This window comes from Candidatus Gillettellia adelgis (genome assembly GCA_020541285.1).
Lineage (GTDB): Bacteria > Pseudomonadota > Gammaproteobacteria > Enterobacterales > Enterobacteriaceae > Gillettellia > Gillettellia adelgis.
On sequence record CP047043.1, the window covers coordinates 917,571 to 940,876 of the forward strand.

A 23,306-nucleotide genomic window follows, 5' to 3' on the forward strand; every position below is an offset into this window, starting at 1 on the left:
TATTTTAGATAAAGCTATATTTTAACTAAATTCTTTACGTTAGGTAAACACTGTTATAAATAGGATAACCGCATTATTCATGACGTCTTATATAGTTTTATAAACTTCTATGAATGTTTTTCTCTTATATAACACACTAGTTAGTTTATTATCTACTAATAATTTAGTTAAAGTGGCTCATTACAACTAGAGAGATATATCAAATGTTAATACTTATATACTAAAATTATAATAATTCAGAAAACTATTAAGAAATGAACCCGAAGGCACTGCATAAGTTTAATAATATATATTACCCTTAGTTCCTTATATAATTTAAAAACTTACTATTATTGAATAATCCAAAGATTTATTAATATTAGAACGATCTCCAATAGAAAAGAGCCTAATATTATGTATTATTAACTTCAAGAAACTAAAAAAATAATTTATTACCTTATCTTCCTATTCAGTATTTGAGATAACGTCTCTTAAACTATCCCTTCTTCCCTTATGGGTATAGACTCCCATACTCAGTAAATCAGTTTTTAATAACATAAATATTTATAATAAGTACAGATATGTCTTTAAGAATCTAGATGTTTGGTATTGTCCCGCAGTGTTCATGCGTAAGTATGGTATAATCTAATGCTAATCACCTATCAATTTTCCCGCTATAATAAATATACTAAATGATATAAAACCTGGCATTCAAAATAATTTATAAAACTTTAGACTACAAATGCGAGTCTCTAGTCTACAACTATGTATAGACACAATTTTTCTCACTTATCTGTCTTGTTAAGCAATCACATATTGTATACTAAATAGACTATTGATTTTAATAACGATAGCTTATTTATGCAGCATTTGTCCGATTATTTAAAACGTGTCTCATGCTTAATTAAATCATATGCTGCCTGAATCTCCTGTGCTTTTTGCTTGGCTATTTCCATCATTTGTAGCGGAAGACCTTTTGCTACTAACTTATCTGGATGATTTTCACTCATTAATTTACGATAAGCGCGCTTAATAACAACAGCATTATCATGACTATTTACACCAAGTACTTTATATGCATCCTCTAATGTTGGCTGGTTTTTGGTCTGCTGGGAAGTAGCGCTCTGACTACCAAACTGACGTCCGCTTTGTATCATGCTAAGGATCTGATTAAATTGTGCGCGAGAAATTCCTAGTTCTTCCGCAATAACATGAAGTATTTTCCTCTCATTAGGGTGTAGAGATCCGTCGGCAAATGCGGCTTGAAACTGAATTTCCAGAAATACTCGAATCAGATCAAAACGACCAAAACAAATGCTACGGAATTGTTGTAGCGTCCTCCTCAATGGAAACCGGCTATTTTTACCTTCACGAAACGCCTTCTGAGCAGCGCTGCGCATATCGCCATATAGCTGCAAACGTTCCATAAACAAATTAGCGATCTGAATGTCCGCTTCAGTAACACGCCCTTTGGATTTTGTCAAATGCCCCATCACCTGAAAAGTGGTGAGAAAAAAAAGCATTTGCCGCGTTTTCTGATCACTAAAAAAACCCCGATTATGCTGATGACTATACGTAGTATCGATAATATGGCCAACGATAAGCCCAAACACTAAACCCAAAAATCCCGCACCAAGACAAACGGCAGCGATGACCCCCAGCAGTTTCCCCCAATACTGCATATACTCCTCAATTGTTCTACTAAATCTGTATAATTCTTGCTATGCTAATCTATAGATTAGTGATTTTTTTAAATATTTAGATTATGATATCTATCATTTTATCTTAAGACCTATAAAAAACAAAAAACAAAATTCGACTCTAGTCCTATACAAACGAATAATATACTCTTTAGCCGTTTTCTGGCTATACTGTTTTGATCATGAAATACTAAATTGCGTATGAAAAAAAGTTTCTTATTACTGGTAGTAGTAATGTTGTATACGACATTTTATAGTCAGTTTGCGCATGCTAATCTGTCTAAACAGTGCATGTTTGGCATTCCTAGTTATAACAAGCCTCTGATTAGTGACAGACCTAATAACTTTCCAATTAGTATCAGTGCAGATAAATCGTCTGCTGACTATCCACATAGAGTGATCTTTACTGGTAACGTCAGCGTTGTACAAGGCAATGCCACCCTTACTGCTCATCAGATAGAGTTAAATACGCTTCAGAAGTCAAGACATACAGATGAAATTCGTACTATCATCGCCCACGGAGATGTGCGTTATAGCGACCCTCAAATTATATTAACAGGCCCTAAAGCTTGGTCAAACCTGAACACTCAAGATATCAACATCTATGATAGTAATTATCAAATGGTGAACCGTCAAGGTCGCGGTGTAGCTAAAAAGATAAAGATGCGCGAAGCTAATCGCTATACTTTTTTAGAAAATGGTACTTTTACTTTTTGTTTACCTAAGGATAATAGTTGGAACATAGTCGGTTCTAAAGTAATATATGACCGTATAGAGCAAGTAATCAAAGTGTGGAATGCCCGCTTTTATGTTAAGGGCTGGCCTACTCTTTATAGTCCCTACCTGCAATTTCCAACTGGAGATAAACGTCTTTCTGGATTCCTATTCCTGAACACTAAATATGATAATAATAATGGTGTTGAGTTCATATTGCCGTATTACTGGAATATCGCACCTAATTATGATACCATACTGACTCCACACTATATATCAAAACGCGGTTTACAATGGCAAAATGAATTCCGTTATCTAGTACGACCTGGATTTGGATTAATTACTCTAGATTGGTTAGCAAATGATCAAGAGTATAAAAAAAATAACACTGGAAATAGCACCCGTTGGTTGTTCCATTGGTACCATAGTGGACTTATGGATCGGGTATGGCATTTTAATAGCGATTTTACCAAGGTTAGCGATATAAAATATTTTACGGATTTAGATTCAAAATACGGTGCTACCACTAATGGCTACGCTACTCAAAAGTTTAGCTTTGGTTATTCTAACGAAACTTATAACACTACTGTAAGTTTTAAACAGTTTCAGCTCTTTAACAAGACTACCTACCCTAACTATAAAGTATGGCCACAAGTAGATTTGAACTACTACAAAAAAAAACCTCGGTCCAGTAGACTTTCATTTATACAGTCAGATAGCAAAATTTACTAGCATCAATTCATTCGGCCCAAATGCTACACGTTGGCATCTAGAACCCACATTGAATCTACCGTTCACTAATGGTTGGGCTAATATAAATACCGAGATCAAGCTATTAGCATCTTATTACCGGCAAAAAATTCCTGATAGTTTTATTCTCCGTTATACCAACTGCAACGGCACTCATCATTACAAACCTGTAACACCTTATCTTGAGCACTCTGTCAAACGTGTGTTACCGCAGTTTAAAATTGACGGAAATCTAATATTCGAACGTTCGCTAATCTACGTAAAAGGGTCTACTCAGACTTTGGAACCATACGCGCAATACATTTATAGACCATATCATAATGAAAATAATATATATACTTATGATACTACATTACTACACACTGATTACTCCAGTTTTTTTCGCGAACGAGCTTACAGCGGCTTAGACCGAATTTTATCACAGAATCGCATGTCCAGCGGTTTAACCACACGCATTTATGACAATGCGCTAGGAGAATATTTTATCGCTTCTGTGGGGCAAATCTACTACTTTAGTCATGTAGGCACACAAGAGAAAAGGATTCGTGATAATAACAATCATCACGGAAATTTAGAATGGGTAAGTGATACCTATTGGAAAATAAATAATCATTGGAATCTGCGCGGGAGCTTACAATATAATAGCCATTTAAATAGCATCGCATTGGGTAACGCAACGCTAAGATACAGTCATGATTCCGATCCCCTAGCACAACTGAATTATCGTTACGTAATGCCAGGATATATTCAAGAGGCACTAAAAATCGATAATGTTATTTACCAACATGGTATTTCTCAAGTGGGCATCACAGGATGCTGGCCCATTACTGATCGCTGGGCAATAGTAGGTGCCTATTACTACAATATTCACGCCCAGCAATCTGTGAATCAATTGCTAGGAATACAATATAACACCTGTTGCTGGGGTATCACCTTAGGTTATGAACGCAAAATAACTGACTGGGATACAAACCATAATATGAGTCTTTATGATAATAAGATCTCTTGTAATATCGAGATTCGAGGTCTACGTCACGAAAAAAACCTTAATTCTATAGACATTCTACGTTCCAGTATACTGCCATATCAAAATGTATTCTGATATTCGTGTACATATTGACATAAGAAATTCACCCACTTTGATAGATTGGATACTAGGGAATGCATGAAAAATTGGAAAACGCTGATTCTATTATTGATAGTGTACGTTCATGTTACATTTGCAGCACCTAAAGAACTAGATAAAATTGCTGTTATTGTAAATGATAACATCATACTCGAGAGCGAAATCAACCGCTTATTACAATGGGTAACATTCAATGCACAGCAAGATGGTCAGTCACTGCCGACAAATCATGTGTTATATCGACAGATTATTGATCGTCTGATCATAAATAATCTTCAGCTACAAATAGCTAAAAAAACAGGCATTACCGTATCCAATGCAGATCTCGATCAGGCCATTACTAATATCGCCATGCAAAATAAGATAAACCTTAATCAATTGCAAAATCATTTATCTTATGCGAAAATGTCATATAATACCTATCGCTCTCAGATCCGTCAAGAGATGCTGATCTTCGAAGTCCGTCACAATGCAGTACGCCATCGCGTAACGATTCTACCAAAAGAGGTAGATGTGCTAGTCAAACAACTACGTACTCAATACGGTAATAATACCGAAGTGAATCTTAGCTATATTTTACTTGCTTTGCCGAAAAATCCATCGCAGCAGCAAGTAAATACTGCAGAGGCGCTCGCTGGAAAACTTATGAGTAAATTATATCATGGTGCTAATTTTAGCAAGCTAGCGATCTCCTACCCTATGCATTCTCAACTTATAAAAAAAAACATATAGGCTGGATTAAACTTCAAGAGCTATCGACCCTGTTTGTTGAACATTTGGTGCATACCAAGAAAGGGGTTATTATTGGCCCCTTTCTCTCTAACGTTGGCTTTTACATTTTAAAAGTCAATGATACCCGTAGTGCCAGTCCATCAACCTCCATCACTGAAGTACATGCTCGCCATATCCTACTAAAACCCTCAGTAATTATGAGCGATGAGCAAGCTCGCACAAAGTTAACAAAAATAGCTAAAAAAATTAAAAGCAATCATGCGAAATTTTATAATGAAGCAATAAAAATCTCTCAAGATCCAAGTTCTGCATTACAAGGAGGCGATCTTGGCTGGGTGTCTCCAGATCTCTATGATCCAGCATTCCGCAGCGCGCTATTAAAGCTAAAGAAAGGTGAAATTAGTGCACCATTACACTCTGCTTTTGGTTGGCACCTCATCCAATTGCTCGATAAACGTCAAATTAACACAACTGATGCCGCGCAAAAAAATCATGCTTATCGCATATTATTCAACCGTAAGTTTATTGAGGAATCCAACGCTTGGATGCAAGAACTACGTGCTCAAGCCTATGTGAAAATCCTTGACGCTCATACTTAACAATATACGCATCGCACAATAACTCCGAGCGAACCTGCTGGGATAGCGTCAGATTAATAACAGTGCTAGCACAAAAGAATTGGTTTATTGAATTCGTAGTATGCGTAAAATCAATATTATTACTTGAACGTACGGACCCATTAAACCTGCTACTAAAACTACGTGAGTATCTACCAAAATAATTAACTCAGCCACAATATGTGCAGCATACTTACCATACTACCAGTAGTTACTATATACCCAGTTACGCTACAGCAACAACACTGAACAGAACAGTATGAAAACACTATAAGGCGTCTGTAATGGCTGTTTCATTAGCGCATCTGTAGCATTAATTACCAGTCCAGTGAATAACAACGCCACTCATAACACTAAGTATACTATTTATTGATCGTGCTAAAATTATTTACTCATTTTAAGTGGCTGCAATGGGTAGTAATAATACTAGTTACTAAGAAACTGCAGGTAGCGCCAGTTATTACTATTATGCGTCTCTGCTAGCAGTTGCCAGATGCCGTCGCGCAGCAAAGCCTATGCGACGTTATCCGTATTCTCGATAAGAATCTAACAACTAAATTCAATCCCTTTACCACGGATTTACGTCTATGGACTCTACTACAAACTAAAAGAAAACGGTTATATGGAACGAGAAAAATCGATAGCATACTTCTAGTATGTGAACCTTTACGTAGTAACGGCGTTCACCTAAATAATCCGCTACTAACGCATACTTTATTTCAACCTAAGTATTTAAAAAACACTTGATGTAGTACGCACAATATATCATGATCAAGCTTTACCAATATAAAATATTATAACGTTACTCATATAGTAAATATTACTCTGAATTTGCCTTTTGTTCGTACTCTTGTAGATGACAGCACTGCTCTAGAACTAATTGACAGTGCTACTACTCATACTAATAATTTAAAAAAAAAGCTTTGCAACTTGCATAAAATAATAAGTAAACATAATGAATAATAGAGTGCATCAAGGGCACTGTGCCCGCAAACGTTTCGGACAACACTTTTTAACTAATCAGCTGATTATTGACAGCATTGTTGCTGCCATTCGCCCTCAACCAAAGGAAGCTATTGTTGAAATTGGCCCGGGCCTAGGCGCATTAACCAATCCAATCGGGTCACACATAGATCACCTGATAGTCATTGAGTTAGATCGCGATTTAGTAGCGCGGCTAACAAATCATTCGCTATTAAAAGATAAGTTAACGATTTACCACAAAGACGTCATGATGGTAAATTTCTTTGAAATCGCTAAAAAAGCAGGAAAACCGCTCCGAGTGTTTGGAAATTTACCATATAATATTGCGACGCCGCTAATATTTCACCTTTTCAGATATACTCAAGTAATTCATGATATGCACTTTATGTTACAGAAAGAGGTGGTGAACCGTCTAATAGCTCATCCAAATAGTAAGACCTATGGACGTTTAAGCATAATGGCGCAGTATTACTGCAAGATTATTCCGGTACTAGAAGTTCCACCAACATCATTTACCCCAGAACCGAAAGTTGATTCTGTTGTAGTGCGTTTAATTCCACATAGTGTCATACCTAACCCAGTCGACGATGTATGTATGCTACGCCGAATTACCACTCAAGCATTCAATCAACGCAGAAAAACCATCCGTAACAGCCTGAATAATTTGTTCACACCAACACAGTTAATAGCACTGGGCTTAGATATCTCCCTACGAGCAGAGAATCTTTCTGTCGTACAGTACTGTCAGTTGGTTAATTGGCTTATAAATAAGCCAATTATATAACAATAAGGAGTTATTGTCATGATTTATTCGCCTTATATCCATATACAAGTTCATAGTATTTATATGGAATCACAATCTATACCTGAAGAAGAACGTTATGTTTTCGCCTATACTATCACTATCCAAAATTTAGGAAATTTTAACGTACAGCTACTTGGTCGTCATTGGTTAATCACTAATGGCAACAACCATAAGACTGAAGTAAAAGGCATTGGTGTTGTTGGTAAAATGCCCCTAATTCCACCCCGTGTCGAATTCCAATACACCAGTGCAGCTATTCTCGAAACACCGCTAGCTACTATGGAAGGGCATTACGACATGATTGACCAGCAAGGTCAGTCTTTCCGTTGTGATATTCCTGTATTCCGTTTATCTATCCCATCACTGGTCCATTAAGTATGTCTACCTATCTTATTGGTGATGTCCATGGCTGTTTTAATGAACTACAGGCGCTCTTAGCACAAGTTTCCTTCAATGCAAAATGCGACCAATTATGGCTGACTGGTGATTTGGTAGCTCGCGGACCTAATTCTCTAGAGGTGTTACGCTTTGTTCGTTCGCTGGGGCCAGCGGTTCGCCTTGTTCTGGGTAATCATGATTTACATCTATTAGCAATATACGTTGGTGTTCGGCGTATTACACATAAAGACCGTATGAGTGTTCTATTAGAAGCACCAGATATTGATGAATTAATTAACTGGTTACGTTGCCAACCTATGCTACAAGTGGATGATGAACTAAAAATAATAATGACACATGCGGGTATTCCACCACAATGGAAAATTCAAGATGCAAAAATATGTTCACATGAGATAGAGTCATGCTTATGTAGTGATAATAAGCTGTTGTTTCTGAAAGATATATATAGTGATAAGTCAAATCATTGGACGCCAGAATTAAATGGATTCGCACGTCTTCATTTTAGTATTAATGCATTGACACGCATGCGTTACTGCGCTCCAAATGGCCAGCTTGATATGATTTATAAAGATGCTCCTGGCACTGCACCCGCACCATTACAGCCCTGGTTTTCACTACCACGCTTAGTGGATTCTAGATATACCCTTATCTTTGGTCATTGGGCGTCTCTCAATGGGCAAGGTACTCCGAAAAATGTTATTGGGCTTGATACTGGCTGTTGCTGGGGAGGAGCACTCACCATGCTACGATGGGAAGACCGTCGTTACTTTATACAACCTGCTAAATAGTAGGATAAATGTTAGAGCGAAACTAGTGTTTTGTAGGCAAGTGAAGATTCTTCAGTAAAAGAATATTTACTGACCTTATATAAACGCTATACTAAAAATTAAAAAATAACAGAAACGGCATAATTAATCAGTTTAAAATTATTTACACAGCAAGGACGCGGTCTCAGTGCGTCCTCAAATATCAAATACAACAGTTTTAATATCTAAAATCATATAAGTACGTAGCTCAGATTAATAAAAAAATAAAAAACAGACACAATTAAACATAAAAGGACATCAATAAATATGAGCTATGGTTTATCAAAGGTTTCGAGAAGAGAAGTATTTATAAAGTCAATTTTTTAATACTAAAGTTATGCTTAAAATAATTAATTATACGGATTCTTGCACAATATTATACTTATGAAAAATAGCTCATATTTTGCACTGTGCTTATATCAGCATTCATCTCCAAGGAAAAACTTTGGACTTGCAAAAAAAAGAAAAATCTCTAGGCTGATTTATATCCCTAAATAAATTATACGCAAAATGATAACCATAAATACAGTGCTCTAACATAAAATATTGCACTTCAAAGACACAGATCTTTGATCCTCTTACCAATGCAGCGTTTTACTATAGACCACATTGAGTGTAATGCTGAATTGCATTATTATTCTAAATTTTGCATGCATATCTCACAGTAGCTACCACTAATAATATTAGTGCATTTATTATCCAGATATTGAATCTGTCATTTAATATAAGGTATTCGAGTTACCTAGAATACCAAGAGTAATATTGTTTGAATAAACTCATTATAGTTATTTACACTCTTAACCACGATGTTAAGATAAGCCTTAAATAAACGTATAAGCTAATAAAAGAATTAAAGACTAATACTGACCAAATATCGAATTAAAATATAAATATGAAGGTAATTGATCTACTAAAATCTTGCATCCTCTCAGTTATAAGCTAAAAATTATACCACTGTATTAAATGTCGCGCAGTAACATTACGATATCTGCCACAAGATAAGTACAAGAGATTATCTTACGATAACACTAAACTTTTTCTCTTGTAAACCACTAATCTGTACAAGCGCACTTTACTAGGATCCCATGCTAACTGCAAAGCAGTTTGATGTCCTAAGCACTTTATGCAAAGTATTAGTTACGTTTTTATATATTAACTATACACTCCTTGCTTAGTAACCTCACCTGAATGCACTAATACGCATTATAGTGTCAGCATATAACAACATACAAGCTAACAAAGTTACAATTAAGATAATAGTCAGAAAAACATTTTAAAAAAACATAGAGATAGATTACTATTAGTAATATACTATGCACGTTTTACAAAAGCAGTATTAGAAGCACTATTTATTGACGCTCATTTAAAGTATTTCAGGTTCGTAAATTACTATCTTTCTAGAAAACTTTTATTATTTAATACATTAGATGCTTATCTGGCAAAGACTCTGATAAGCAACATACATGTTTACTATTTTATGAAAAAATAAAGCATTGATAGGCTCTATGTAGTAGGTTTGTTTGGTAACTACAGCATAGATCCTACTTTGTAGTACTTTCATTGTCATTTCGAATAACATAAAGTAGCAAGCCTCATGATTAATCATTGCTATCGATATAATCTTCCAGTATATTAGCTTATGGATGACCAAACAGAATATGAAATGTTTTCGGAATACTATATCTGCACTAAATATTTAATCCAGACATTGCCCTAACTTAGCAATTAGTTCACATGTACCATAGAAAAAATCAGAAAACTGTTTTTCTTTTGTAGTCACTAGCTGATTCCTTGTCCCACGTTTAGTACATTAAATGTATATCCATAGCGCTCTAACACTTGAACTTCTTTAATTTTAAAATCACTGTAACGAGAGAAACCAAGAGGATAATGTGTACTGTTACACGAACAATGAGTTATAATAAAATATGCACTATCTACCACTCCCCATGCTGTTATGGCTGTTTATTACAGCGAGGCATACTAGATAAGCTTAATAGTCTGTAAAACATTTAATCTGTAACGACAAAATTTTTTAGATATACCCGAACATATAGCGTGAGTTGTAATTTTTAGAAGATAATGAATATGTCACCTGGCATAGGATTGCAGAATACTAATACTTTACATAACCTGCGACACGCTGTCTCTATCGCTAGTTAAAAAATTACTAAACTTACATTAATTGATTCGTCATCATAATAATATTTACCTGACACCCGACAGTAAAACGCTACTGTATTTTTATTTAAAAAAACCTGATACATACTTAATATTTTAGTAAAAAAAGTAACATGATGATTAGAAGATACTAAGTGATCGATTAATCTCACCTCTGCATTATAAGAAACGCATCTAACCCCTTAAATTACAATATGTCTAATTAGAAAGAGCAATGTAATTATATTGAACATAGGTATCATTAAAATATTACACATTTAAGCCGATCTATTAAAATAGCCTAATCTGCTCGTTAGTATAACAACTACTTTAGATGAATGAATTGACCAACCAACTATTAGACAGTTTTGCTATACCTTATTGTAGCTAGCTTCTTCAAAAACAGGAACCAACGGCTATTGGATCAAATGAAATGGGTATTAATTTACACTTAAAGGCCAGCAGGATACAAGAAGGTTGTTATGCTCCAACATTGCAGAATACTTCTACTCATTTACAGCACCCATTACTCACCACTATTAAGGGATGTGCATTCCCACAAAACAAAAATCCAAGACAATATTTACAGTTAGTAGAAGTTATTGGAAGTGCGATTATCGTGCATGTATTATATGCCATCTATCTATAACAATATGCCTAAACGGCGTGAATCTAATACTTCTAGAATATTTTTAAAAATCGAAGACTGAGTCTGCTGTAATATAGTTAGCAGTTAATAATGACATCCATTATAACATACCGCAATTACTAAAGAGGATTATTTTAACGTGATATCTACAGTTATATAACTATACAAGTTAACAATCACATTAATCAACTAATAATGATTAAATCCTTTATCATAAGTGCTAAAATAAAAATTTCTAATCATATAGAACGATACGATTACCCTAAAATAACTATCATATCAAAGTATTAGTCAGTTCCTGAATTACAAAAATACTAAGTCTATACATTAAAACCTACACAGATATATTCATATCCTGCAAATATAGCTTATGAGTCATTTAAAAGGTTAATCCTGATAACTACCCAACTTATTATTCAGCTGTTAAATGAGCATGATTATTCTATTTAACAGTAAAGGTATTACTTACTGGCTTCTATACAACCGCATCAAATATAAAGATTATTGCGCATATCATATCATACAGTACATAATTATAAAGAATTTCCTTTGAAACTCATAAAATACAACAGACCACAAAAGATAATCACTCTATCTGATGTCTTATTGTCCTACTCAATACTAAGAAAATTTTGGATACAGCTGATTATCTACCGGAAAAAGTTCTAACGAAACATGATCAGCACGTTATGCATCTGAATATGATGAACGTGATAAACTTCAACATTATAGCTAGCACAGCTAGCACTATAATCCATATATAATTACTTTTATCACAAGGTATAATCTATTTATTATGGTTCAAGTAACTAATTCGGCTATGCAAAATATATATTTATCCTTGATAAAACGCGCTTTAACTACCTAAAACTCGAAAATACTTATAGATAAGAATAGATGTTAAATTTTACGGTCTTCTTTTGCAATGTATATTGCATCTGGTAAAAGCTATAAAACACAACAGGCAAACACTACTTCGCTACACTACACCGTTCTAATAAGCCACTCAGTACTTTTTCCGAAATAGACTATCAGCACTTCATTAGGAGTTATTATGTAATAATTATTGGTAATTCTTAAACACCAGACGATAAACGTATATATACATAAAATATAAATAACTAATATGTGCAATATATGTGACTGTATTACGGATGAATAATTCTATTTAGTTCGCTGCCAGAAGGACTTTTATACAGAAGATGTGCAATCTATATTGCGTATCTATATAGCGATTGATATGCAAATATAAATCTCCATTTTGAAAGATGGAAAAAAATTATAAGATGTACTATTTACCCTTGAGATCATATGCGCAATTATAAAAAAAGATATAAAAATTTAACATAAAGAGTATAATTATAAAAACGGTAAAAGAATACTTAATATTAGATTGACGCAACTATTTTTAACAGCCCATGTACTTCATTGCGATAACAACTATATTACTATACCAACATTTTATCTAAGACGCTACCGCTAAACGTATTTTCCAAAACTAATAATTTCAATTTTTACATATTCTTTAACGCACGCTGTTGAAAAAGAACATGAAACAATATCAGTAGTATCAATAACAAGACACTTCTTCGATCCTAATGATATCTGGAGCTAAAACAAGTCAACTGTTAACTAATTAACGAACAATCAAGATACAAGTATCTAGTTATTGTATGCTAATTCACAAATATAAATGCAGGAAAATACACAAAACTAAAAACTTTTCAGCTATTAATAAAAGTTGCACCAATCAATCCAGTCTAATACGGCAACATTGTTCACGCTGAATTAATAAGTACTGAGTTTATTGCACAGCAGTACCGGTTGCGTGTAAAACCAAAAACTAGTAGGCTACGCGACATCTCACTCCTCTAAAATCAAGAGATGTGATACAAGATTTTATATAATTAAGATATGCCGAATGATCTTTTAGTTTTATTCTTGCAGCGCCTAAAAACCTCTAAAACTCATGAAGAACATCGGAAAACATTGTAACATTATGATATAATGCAATATGAGATAATAAAATTATTCTTAGGATAACAACTACATTTGTCAGGTCTTCAAATTTTGAAAAGCATCGTTATAACAAAATGCTATAAGTACTTTATTTAACTAGGATTACTTACGATTATTACACTAGGATTCTATGACGTTATTAGTTTTCTCAGTTTAGAGCATACGTAATACCCAAAAAGTTATAACTATTACTTAACGAATAGGTAGGTGAACAGCACCATGTTAATAATCTATAAAAGTATCGACTGAACTAGAAATGTTATCTAAAACCCTCTTGGGTCGTTAGACAACAAGACTACATGACTTATTATTAATATCAAGCACTACTGTCATAATAACCCTAGAAAATTAGTAAAGAGAAACATTGATGACAATATCTTTTAACACTACTATGTCAAAAAAAAGCTAGTTAGAATATCTATTCTACTTATACGAGAAGGATTATGAATACCATTGCGAATCAACAACACTACGCTCATATCAGATTTTCACGTTTATTACTCATAAACTATTGTACATCTAACCATAGTTAATATGAGATTTTCAAGTTTTATGAAGTATTTATTAAAATACAATCCAAAACACTATCTTTCACAAAAGCACATATCATAAAACAACACGCCTTATAGAATATTGCCTATGAAACTCACTGACTTTATAGAACATCTACTGTATTTAGATCATTAAACGCCCGCTCTAAACGAGTTATCATGCTAGTCTGTGCTGCACGTAACCATACTCGTGGATCATAATATTTTTTATTCGGCTGATTAGCATCTTGCAAGTTACCTAGTTGACTTTGCAAATAATTTTCATGAACTTTGTAATATTGTAAGATGCCCTCCCAAGATGCCCATTGAGTATCAGTGTCAATATTCATCTTAATTACACCATATCTTATAGATGCTTTGATCTCTGCGTCGCTAGAACCCGAGCCACCATGGAATACAAAGTTTAAACTATTGTGCGGTAAATGATATTTTTTCGATACATAATCCTGAGAATCACGCAGAATAGTTGGAGTTAATTTTATATTACCTGGTTTATAAACACCGTGCACATTACCAAACGAAGCGGCTATGGTAAAATGTGGGCTAATCACGTGTAATTTTTCGTAAGCATAAGCTACATCTGACGGTTTCGTATATAACGAAGAGACATCCATATGGCTATTGTCTACGCCATCTTCTTCACCGCCAGTACACCCTAATTCTATTTCTAATGTCATGCCAATTTTTGTCATGCGAGTTAAATACTCGCTACAAATTGCGATATTTTCTTCTAGAGATTCTTCAGATAAATCTATCATATGTGAAGAAAACAATGGATTACCGGTCATCATAAAGTGTTTCTCGCCAGCCTCTATAAGACCATCTAACCATGGCAATAGTGGTTTGGTGCAATGATCAGTATGTAGCATAACTGGTATGTTGTAATATTTAGCTATCTGATGAACATGATGCGCTCCAGAAATTGCCCCTAGGATTGCCGCACCCTGCGGGGTATTCGTCTTTAAACCTTTTCCAGCAATAAAGGCGGCACCACCGTTAGAAAATTGCACAATCACTGGAGCACGCACTTTTGCTGCCGTTTCTAATACTGCATTAATAGAATCAGTACCAATGCAATTCACAGCTGGCAGTGCAAAGTGGTTTTCTTTAGCTATTTTAAATACTTTCTGAACGTCATCATCGGTAATCACGCCTGGTTTTACAAAATCAAAAATTTTTGACATGCAATTTTGCCTTATTTTATCTATTATAGAAATAAAATAACAGTAAATTAATTTTTATTCCGCAATATCATTGTTGTGTATTATAACATGACTGAGCGGTTTTACATCCTGCATTTGAAGCTACTGCTTAGCACGTTCTTCTAGTATTGCAACTGCTGGTAGTGTTGTTCCTTTTACAAATTCAATAAACGCACCACCGCCGGTAGAAATATAAGAAATTTTTTCAGCGATACCGAACAAATCGATTGCTGCTAACGTATCACCGCCGCCGGCAATAGAAAAAGCCTTACTATTAGCAATTGCACGGGCGACAATTTCAGTGCCATGACGAAAATTAGCGAATTCAAATACACCCATCGGACCATTCCATAAAATAGTTTTAGCGTTCTGCAGGATAATAGCTAGTTTTTTTGCAGAGACATCACCGATATCTAGAATGCACTCATTCTCTTTTATCTCATTAACTTTCTTTTGAGTGGCTGTCGCAGTTTCAGAAAACTCAGTCGCTACACGTATATCAATTGGTAGCGGAATGTCACAGGTGTTTAACAGGCTTCGTGCATGATCAATGAGATTGGGTTCATATAACGACTGGCCCACATAGTTACCTTGTGCAGCCACAAATGTGTTAGCGATTCCACCACCGACAATTAATTGATCGGCAATCTTAGACAGTGCATGTAACGCCGTTAGTTTTGTAGAAATTTTAGAGCCCCCAACGATAGCGATCATTGGACGCGCCGGATTACTTAACGCTTTACTTAGTGCTTCTAGCTCGGCGAATAATAATAAACCAGCACAGGCTACTGGAGCAAACTTGCTAATTCCATAAGTAGACGCGTGTGTGCGATGTGCAGTTCCAAAAGCATCCATCACATATACGTCACAAAGTGATGCATATTTCTTTGATAAAATTTCGTCATCTTCTTGCTCACCTATATTAAAGCGGACATTTTCTAATACCACTAATTCACCTTCATTAATATCCACACCATCCAGATAGTTCTTTACTAAACGCACTCGAGACTTTAGTTTTTTTTGTAATTGTAGAACTACTGGTAGCAACGAAAAATCTTCGTGGTATTCGCCTTCAGTAGGACGCCCAAAGTGAGAAGTTACCATTACACGAGCGCCTTTTTTTAGCGCAGCTTCAATAGTTGGCAAGGAGGCTCGAATACGTACATCAGAAGTGACTTTCCCATTTTTCACAGGTACGTTCAAATCAGAACGAATCAACACACGTTTACCTGACAAATTTAGATCAAACATCTTGATTATAGGCATAAGACAACCTCTATTTTATTAACGCTCTATAACACTATATGAGGTAACGTACTAGCCAATACTAACGAAATAGCTGTTCTTTATCTTATATTGTTATCTTAAGTGACAAACTCTATGTATGATATCAAAATATACACTTTAACCAACGATATATAATGCTATCAACGATAGCAATATAAACATGCAGATATCAGTCTAATTCAATGCATACTAAGTAGTTTATATACATCATCTTGTGCACGTCTCTTGTACTATAATTTTTATTTACATCAATGATTTCCTTGTGCGTGCTCATAATAATCTTCCGTATTATTACTTTTCTGTAATGCATGTGTCTAAGTATGTATACTAAAAAATCTTTTACGGTATAGTAAATTATCTAATAAAATATTCAAAAAACCCAGCATTCCTACTACCACGTCTTTAAGTTAATAAAATTAATATCATAAAATGTATCTACGGGCAACCTAAAAGACACTGAGTCAAGACTACTATTACTGACAATTTTCACAAAAAATCAGAAATTACTACAATGCTTACTTTGATATTGCAAGTCCTAACTAACTGACTGATTCTTTAATATTAAAATATTAGAATGTATATCGCATACTAAGCAGATTAATATCTAACAAAAATACAACTAATATGCAGTTCTTATAATATTTTCAAAAAAATAATAGCTGTTTTATTTTGTGATATTGTCAAAATCTCACTACCTAGCACTGCTATTAAATAGAACACTGACTAAAATTTGAATTAAACATCAATGAACTTTTAAACAAAACAGCTCTGCTTAAATGCTGCGCAGAGCAGACTATATATTATAAAATATAAACTGATTCCCATTAAAGTACAATAATTACAACATGAATAACCTATGGTACGCGCAGCATAGGCGAGGCACGTAAAACTTGAAGCACTGCGTGTATAAAATCGCTAATAAATAACCTGATGGAAGGATCTCCCTTATATACTATATAAGTATTTGATTAAAGCTATAGACAGATTAGTTATGCGAATAAAACAAATTTCTTGATATAGAAAGCGTTAGAATTTGAGAATGCATAACTACCTTGCTGTTATTGTACATTTCAACCTTTATCAATCATGTCATCCGCTGCATTTAATAATGCCAATGTCTTGGTTACTATATTCTCTACAGTGAAACCGAACTTTTTAAATAACTGTTCCGCTGATGCTGACTCACCAAAAGTAGTCATACCAACAATGGCACCATTTAGCCCTACATATTTATACCAATAATCTGAGATACCTGCTTCTACAGCTACTCGTAGCTTAGTTGATGCTGGTAATACCGATGTACGGTATACAGTGTTTTGTTTATCAAACACGTCGGTTGAAGGCATTGAGACTACTCGTACCTTATACCCCGCCGTCATTGTTAGTTTATCTGCAGCTTCTACTGTAATGCCCACTTCCGAGCCCGTAGCAATAAAAATAACATCTGGCGTACCAATACAGTCTTTTAGTATGTAACCACCACGGTATACATTAGCTAACTGATTTACAGTACGAGGCTGCTGCACCAAATTCTGGCGAGAAAACACCAACGTAGTCGGCCCATCGTGACGCTCAATGCCGCACTGCCAAGCAATTGCAGCTTCTACTTGATCACACGGACGCCATGTACTCATATTTGGGGTCATGCGCAGGCTAGCTAATTGCTCTATTGGCTGATGAGTTGGGCCATCTTCCCCTAAACCAATAGAGTCGTGCGTGTAAATAAATAGATTACGCACTTTCATTAACGCTGCCATACGCACCGCATTACGCGCATATTCCATGAATATTAGGAAAGTTGCCGAGTATGGCAGGAAACCACCATGCAATGCTATCCCATTAGTAATAGCCGTCATGCCAAACTCTCTTACACCATAATGAATATAATTTCCTGCTAGATTAATATTGAGCGACTCCGAACCAGACCACATCGTTAAGTTGCTAGGTGCCAAATCGGCGGAACCACCGAGAAGTTCTGGCAGAAGTTGTCCGTAGGTTTCTAATGCGTTCTGTGATGCCTGTCGACTAGAAATGTCAGCCGGGTTAGCTTGTAATTTTTCGATAAATATCTTTGCTTCGGTAGACCAGTCATCCGGTAGTTTACTATTCATACGTCGATTAAATTCAACAGCCAACTCAGGGAAGGCTTGAGTATAAGCAGCAAATTGGCTATTCCAGAAAGTTTCTTTAGTTTGGCCGGCTTCTTTTGCATCCCATTGAGCATAAATATTTTTCGGAATTTCAAAAGGAGCACCTTTCCAATCAAGTTGTTTGCGAGTCGCTGCAACTTCCGCAGCACCTAATGCAGCACCATGTACGCCATGAGTACCGGCTTTTTTCGGTGAACCAAAACCTATGATCGTCTTACATATCAGTAGCGATGGTTTATCGGTAAAATAATGCGCTTCTTCAATAGCCGATGTGATAGCTATTGGATTATGGCCATCGATGTTACGTACTACATGCCAACCATAAGCCTCAAAGCGGTCAGCAGTATTGTCAGTAAACCAACCATTGACATGGCCGTCAATAGAGATTCCATTATCATCATAAAAGCCAGTTAGTTTACCAAGTTTCATAGTACCGGCCAGCGAGCATGCTTCATGCGAAATACCTTCCATCATACAGCCGTCACCCATAAAAACATACGTACGATGATTAATAATCTCATGCCCCGGACGATTAAATTGTGCACCTAATGTACGCTCGGCGATAGCATAGCCAACAGCATTAGCAATGCCCTGCCCAAGTGGTCCAGTAGTGGTTTCGACACCAGGGGTATAACCGTATTCCGGGTGGCCTGGCGTTTTAGAATAAAGTTGACGAAAGTGTTTCAGCTCGCTTATCGGTAAGTCATAGCCCGTTAGGTGTAGCAGACTATAAATCAACATGGAACTATGGCCATTAGACAATACAAACCGATCTCGATCAGACCAATGCGGGTTGGTTGGGTTATGGTTTAGGTAGTTACGCCACAACACTGTAGCGATGTCTGCCATTCCCATAGGTGCACCTGGATGACCGGAGTTTGCTTTTTGTATAGCATCTATACTAAGTATACGAATAGCATTAGCAAGCTCTTCATGAGAGGACATATTTACTCCAAGTTATATTAAAATTAATTAAGTTTTTTATTTTATCGCTTTATATTAAAACAACAAACTTTCATAAAAGATGAAAATAAGCTTACTACTTATAAATATAATTATACTTATGTTAATTTTCAGTGGCATTTTTCAAGATCTGGCAGCTATGATTAATGCTAGAGGATCATTTAATTTGTAATACCGATAATGTACCAAAGCACAAATCCTATTATTTCGCCGACAATACCTTCTAGAGAGACTCAACTAGTAAATTTTACTTTAATCTCTATTACTTAATGCAACCTATTCATTAAACTTTGCTTTCAACCATAGAGAAGCTTCTGTAATTACTATCAACTAAGTTGTAGTCGCTCTAGGCACGGACTATTTAATTTATCCAGAGTAACACAGGCCTGCTACGTTATCTAGCGAATTTCCTGTATTGCAACAAAATAGGTGATATCTCGCTATTTCATGTATCAAGCCTTACTATGGCTCTTCTGATGCTATGATTCAAGTGCAGCCCGTTGATCATGCAAGGCGAAACAAACTACTATTAGCTTCTAATGTACTAGGGATTCCTTGCTAGGATCTAATGCAAAATTAAATATTAATAGTTCCTTTTTTAGATGTATATTATTAGTTAATCCGCAAATCTCCTCACTTTAAAACGCCTATTACATTGCTGGGGCTTACACACAGAGCTGTGATATTTCTAAGTGTGCACCGCTACGATAAATTAGCTTTTCTATAGCTTTAACCATAACAATATGCGTATGTAGTCATAATTAACACAACTGTACAAAAAGATCTTTAGCGTTTCTCAAGCAGTGCAATGCTAGTCTACAGCGTCCAAAAAAAGTTTATCCTTTTAGATAATTCGGGAGTTCTGCCATTAATGCTAGTTTTAGCCTGACTATTAGAACTCAATTTTTAACTAAAACTTCGTATTATTACGATGCGCACTGATATTCGTATGCATAGTGCCTTTATAAAAGATAAAACACCTAAATACTCTTATCTGCAATGCCACCTTAGAAGCTAGTAACATAACATGTATAGAATCACATGATCTTTCATCAACACATCTACGATAAATGCATGAAAATACTATCTCCCATGTAGTAAAAATTTTACTTGCATTATTATACAATAAAGATGTTTTACAAAACTTACGCATCTTCAGTAAATACGGATATATAGCGTCATACGACTTCATCGATAAAACAAAGCTAAACATTAAAAAATGAGACTAGCAATTCCATAAAAGCAGATGATATATTTGATTTTTGGTAACTGTGATATTATATAGCGATAGGTACGTTAATGTGATACAGCGTAATATTTTAATACAGCTATATCACATAATAAATCAGTAACCGCTGCAAGATAGGAGAAGATATCATGCCGGTATTATATAACCGAATTTCTAACGAGGAATTAAAGAAACGTGTACTAAACGAAACAGATCCGCGCGCCACAGTCTCGTTTTATACATACTTTGTTATCGACAATCCTAGAGCATTTCGCGATAATCTCTATATCAAACTTAACAAACTAAAAGTATTTGGGCGTATTTATGTAGCAAAAGAAGGCATTAATGCACAAATTAGTATACCAAAAAATAATTTTCTTATTTTCAAAAAAATGCTCTTTACGTTACATCCGGCCTTAAATAAGGTGCGATTAAATATCGCGCTAGAAGATAATGGAAAATCTTTTTGGGTGTTACGATTGAAGGTGCGTGAGCGTATTGTGGCTGACGGAATTAATGATGAGAATTTTGACTTAAAAAACATCGGTGAGTATTTACAAGCAGATCGCGTTAATAAAATGATTGATGATCCTAATACACTTTTTGTTGATATGCGCAATCACTATGAATATGAAATAGGTTACTTTGAAAATGCCATCAATATTCCTTCAGATACCTTTCGGGAACAATTGCCGCTAGCAGTAGAGATGCTACAAAATAGCAAACATAAGAGCATTGTCATGTATTGTACTGGCGGAATTCGCTGTGAAAAAGCGAGTGCCTATATGCGCCATCATGGATTTGAAAATGTCTATCACATAGAAGGCGGAATTATTGCATATGTTCGGCAGGCAAAAGAGATGGGATTGCCATTGAGGTTTATTGGGAAAAATTTTGTATTTGATCAAAGAATGGGCGAAAGAATTACAAGTGATGTGGTCGCTTATTGTCATCAGTGTGATACACTATGCGATACTCATGTAAACTGTAAAAATAAAATATGTCATTTATTATTTATTCAATGTCCGAATTGCGCCGCTAAATTTGACGGCTGCTGTAGTATCACTTGTAAAGAAGAAATGGGACTTCTATATAAAGCATTACTTAAACGTCATAGAATAAGCAATAATAAGATAAAAAGATTTAATAAGTCAAAAAAATTACTAAACCGCACAATGCAATTTATCAGGAAAAATAATCATACCTAAAAAAGTAACCTGTTGCATTATAACAGCTTTCTACGAATATCATAATTAAGCATAACTTATTCTACGTTTTATGAAGTCAGGATTGTAATCTATTTAATAAAGAAGTATTATAGCTTAATCTTATCTTTAACTTTGTACTAAAATAACAAATAAGCCAATTGATTCGTGTTTTATACTCACTTTAAATTCTAATAGACACTTTAACGAAACAACAAAACCCTAATATATTTAAATTCAAAGTTACCAAATTAGTTATCGACTAACATTATACTTTAAAAGTATATTTTACCATAAAGACTCAGTGTGCAATTATTAATCACTAAAAATAAACTTTTATCTCAAGAGACAACAAACATCACGAATACTTCTCATAGATCTTGAAAATAGATTAAATAAAGAATTTTAATCAGTAGATTAAGCCTAAAAAGAAAACCAAATCGTTAAAATGCGACTTTATTTTTTATGTCAAAATTCTTTCAATAACATTTGTAGGTCGATAAACCTAGAGTTTTATTCCACTTGTATTATTATAGTAAATTTTAAACATTTATCGCCGCATCAAGTATCAATAGTATGTTCGTCGAACACATTGGAGACTAGGCATATAATGCCATATTTGCAAGTGAAAAACCTAAAAAATCAAACTAACTATTAAAGCGATGTTAGTGTTTTTGTAGTACACCACACCATAGTATTAAGAGAAGTCATAGATTTTCATCTAGTTAACATTTAAGACATATATTCTCTTAGTCGTATGTTATATCACAAACTCAAAGGCAATTTATACATAAATATTTTTAACCTTTTCAATCATTAATGTATAGTTATATAAATATAGAAAGCTCAACACCATAACCTTACTGATATTTATACAAGTCCTGACTAGACTTCCATGTCCATCGACTTAACTAAATAATATCAACCTTACTATACTCGTTATTAACTCTATAAATACTTTTGATATCCAAAGCATGTGGTATGAAAGACGCATTCTATATTCTATAGAAACTCAGGAAGTCACCTTTATTAAAATACTACCCAGCTATATTTTTATCATATAATGCCAAACGTAGAATATCGTATCAACGTCTAAAAAAAAGCTAGTATCGGAATACTGTAAGAGCCTAAAGATAATATAAGTGCAACAATAAGTTAGCAAAGTTTTATCTCGGAAAAATCAATTGTCCTTTTGTTATATCAAAGTAGGTAGAATACCATTAACATACTCATAAGCGCAGTGCAGGGTAAAGCACTTAAAATCATACTATCTATCTCTA

11 protein-coding genes and 2 pseudogenes are annotated in these 23,306 nt (G+C 34.7%); 8 read left to right on the forward strand and 5 right to left on the reverse strand.

Features of this window, described 5'->3' with window-relative positions:
- Positions 1-857 precede the first annotated feature (857 nt).
- Entirely contained in the window at positions 858-1,661 is an 804-nt protein-coding gene (gene djlA, locus GIY03_RS02045) for a co-chaperone DjlA (protein WP_457913482.1), read from the reverse strand.
- A gap of 219 nt (positions 1,662-1,880) precedes the next feature.
- Here djlA and lptD point away from each other — a divergent pair.
- The 6 genes and pseudogenes from lptD to apaH all read left to right on the forward strand — a co-directional run bounded on the left by lptD (position 1,881) and on the right by apaH (position 8,594).
- A pseudogene (lptD, locus tag GIY03_RS02050) lies at positions 1,881-4,245 on the forward strand (LPS assembly protein LptD).
- A gap of 63 nt (positions 4,246-4,308) precedes the next feature.
- Positions 4,309-5,600 (forward strand): annotated as a pseudogene (gene surA, locus GIY03_RS02055) (peptidylprolyl isomerase SurA).
- Positions 5,601-6,104: 504 nt separating this feature from the next.
- The gene (locus tag GIY03_RS02060; RefSeq protein ID WP_457913483.1) at positions 6,105-6,365 is read left to right on the forward strand and encodes a hypothetical protein; all 261 of its coding nucleotides are present in this window, start codon (positions 6,105-6,107) and stop codon (positions 6,363-6,365) included.
- Positions 6,366-6,573: 208 nt separating this feature from the next.
- The gene (rsmA, locus tag GIY03_RS02065; RefSeq protein WP_457913484.1) at positions 6,574-7,386 is read left to right on the forward strand and encodes a 16S rRNA (adenine(1518)-N(6)/adenine(1519)-N(6))-dimethyltransferase RsmA; all 813 of its coding nucleotides are present in this window, start codon (positions 6,574-6,576) and stop codon (positions 7,384-7,386) included.
- 18 nt (positions 7,387-7,404) lie between these two features.
- Positions 7,405-7,782 carry a Co2+/Mg2+ efflux protein ApaG gene (gene apaG, locus GIY03_RS02070; protein WP_457913485.1) on the forward strand — a complete coding sequence of 126 codons (378 nt, stop codon included), beginning with the start codon at positions 7,405-7,407 and terminating at the stop codon, positions 7,780-7,782.
- A 2-nt stretch (positions 7,783-7,784) separates the two neighbouring features.
- Positions 7,785-8,594 (forward strand): bis(5'-nucleosyl)-tetraphosphatase (symmetrical) ApaH, encoded by an 810-nt coding sequence (gene apaH / locus GIY03_RS02075; protein WP_457913486.1) that lies wholly within the window; start codon positions 7,785-7,787, stop codon positions 8,592-8,594.
- Between the two features lie 1,797 nt (positions 8,595-10,391).
- Here apaH and maoP read toward each other — a convergent pair.
- Positions 10,392-10,556, reverse strand: a complete 165-nt coding sequence (gene maoP, locus GIY03_RS02080) for a DUF413 domain-containing protein (protein ID WP_457913487.1) — start codon at positions 10,554-10,556, stop codon at positions 10,392-10,394.
- 649 nt (positions 10,557-11,205) lie between these two features.
- Here maoP and GIY03_RS02085 point away from each other — a divergent pair.
- Positions 11,206-11,421 carry a hypothetical protein gene (locus tag GIY03_RS02085; protein ID WP_457913488.1) on the forward strand — a complete coding sequence of 72 codons (216 nt, stop codon included), beginning with the start codon at positions 11,206-11,208 and terminating at the stop codon, positions 11,419-11,421.
- 2,674 nt (positions 11,422-14,095) lie between these two features.
- Here the strand turns inward: GIY03_RS02085 and fbaA are convergent.
- The 3 genes from fbaA to tkt all read right to left on the reverse strand — a co-directional run bounded on the left by fbaA (position 14,096) and on the right by tkt (position 19,575).
- Positions 14,096-15,175 carry a class II fructose-bisphosphate aldolase gene (gene fbaA / locus GIY03_RS02090; protein ID WP_457913489.1) on the reverse strand — a complete coding sequence of 360 codons (1,080 nt, stop codon included), beginning with the start codon at positions 15,173-15,175 and terminating at the stop codon, positions 14,096-14,098.
- 120 nt (positions 15,176-15,295) lie between these two features.
- Positions 15,296-16,459: a phosphoglycerate kinase gene (locus GIY03_RS02095; protein WP_457913490.1), complete on the reverse strand. Its 1,164-nt coding sequence runs from the start codon at positions 16,457-16,459 to the stop codon at positions 15,296-15,298.
- 1,091 nt (positions 16,460-17,550) lie between these two features.
- On the reverse strand, positions 17,551-19,575 hold the full coding sequence (tkt, locus tag GIY03_RS02100; protein WP_457913491.1) for a transketolase: 2,025 nt from the start codon (positions 19,573-19,575) through the stop codon (positions 17,551-17,553).
- Positions 19,576-20,970: 1,395 nt separating this feature from the next.
- Here tkt and trhO point away from each other — a divergent pair.
- Complete coding sequence (trhO, locus tag GIY03_RS02105; protein WP_457913492.1) at positions 20,971-22,029, forward strand: oxygen-dependent tRNA uridine(34) hydroxylase TrhO; 1,059 nt, start codon at positions 20,971-20,973, stop codon at positions 22,027-22,029.
- Positions 22,030-23,306 lie beyond the last annotated feature (1,277 nt).

Bases quoted from the DNA above. Each gene is read 5' to 3' on its own strand.
- djlA (WP_457913482.1), bottom strand. From the start codon at position 1,661: ATGCAGTATTGGGGGAAACTGCTGGGGGTCATCGCTGCCGTTTGTCTT.
- rsmA (WP_457913484.1), top strand. From the start codon at position 6,574: ATGAATAATAGAGTGCATCAAGGGCACTGTGCCCGCAAACGTTTCGGA.
- apaG (WP_457913485.1), top strand. From the start codon at position 7,405: ATGATTTATTCGCCTTATATCCATATACAAGTTCATAGTATTTATATG.
- apaH (WP_457913486.1), top strand. From the start codon at position 7,785: ATGTCTACCTATCTTATTGGTGATGTCCATGGCTGTTTTAATGAACTA.
- GIY03_RS02085 (WP_457913488.1), top strand. From the start codon at position 11,206: ATGGGTATTAATTTACACTTAAAGGCCAGCAGGATACAAGAAGGTTGT.
- fbaA (WP_457913489.1), bottom strand. From the start codon at position 15,175: ATGTCAAAAATTTTTGATTTTGTAAAACCAGGCGTGATTACCGATGAT.
- GIY03_RS02095 (WP_457913490.1), bottom strand. From the start codon at position 16,459: ATGCCTATAATCAAGATGTTTGATCTAAATTTGTCAGGTAAACGTGTG.
- tkt (WP_457913491.1), bottom strand. From the start codon at position 19,575: ATGTCCTCTCATGAAGAGCTTGCTAATGCTATTCGTATACTTAGTATA.
- trhO (WP_457913492.1), top strand. From the start codon at position 20,971: ATGCCGGTATTATATAACCGAATTTCTAACGAGGAATTAAAGAAACGT.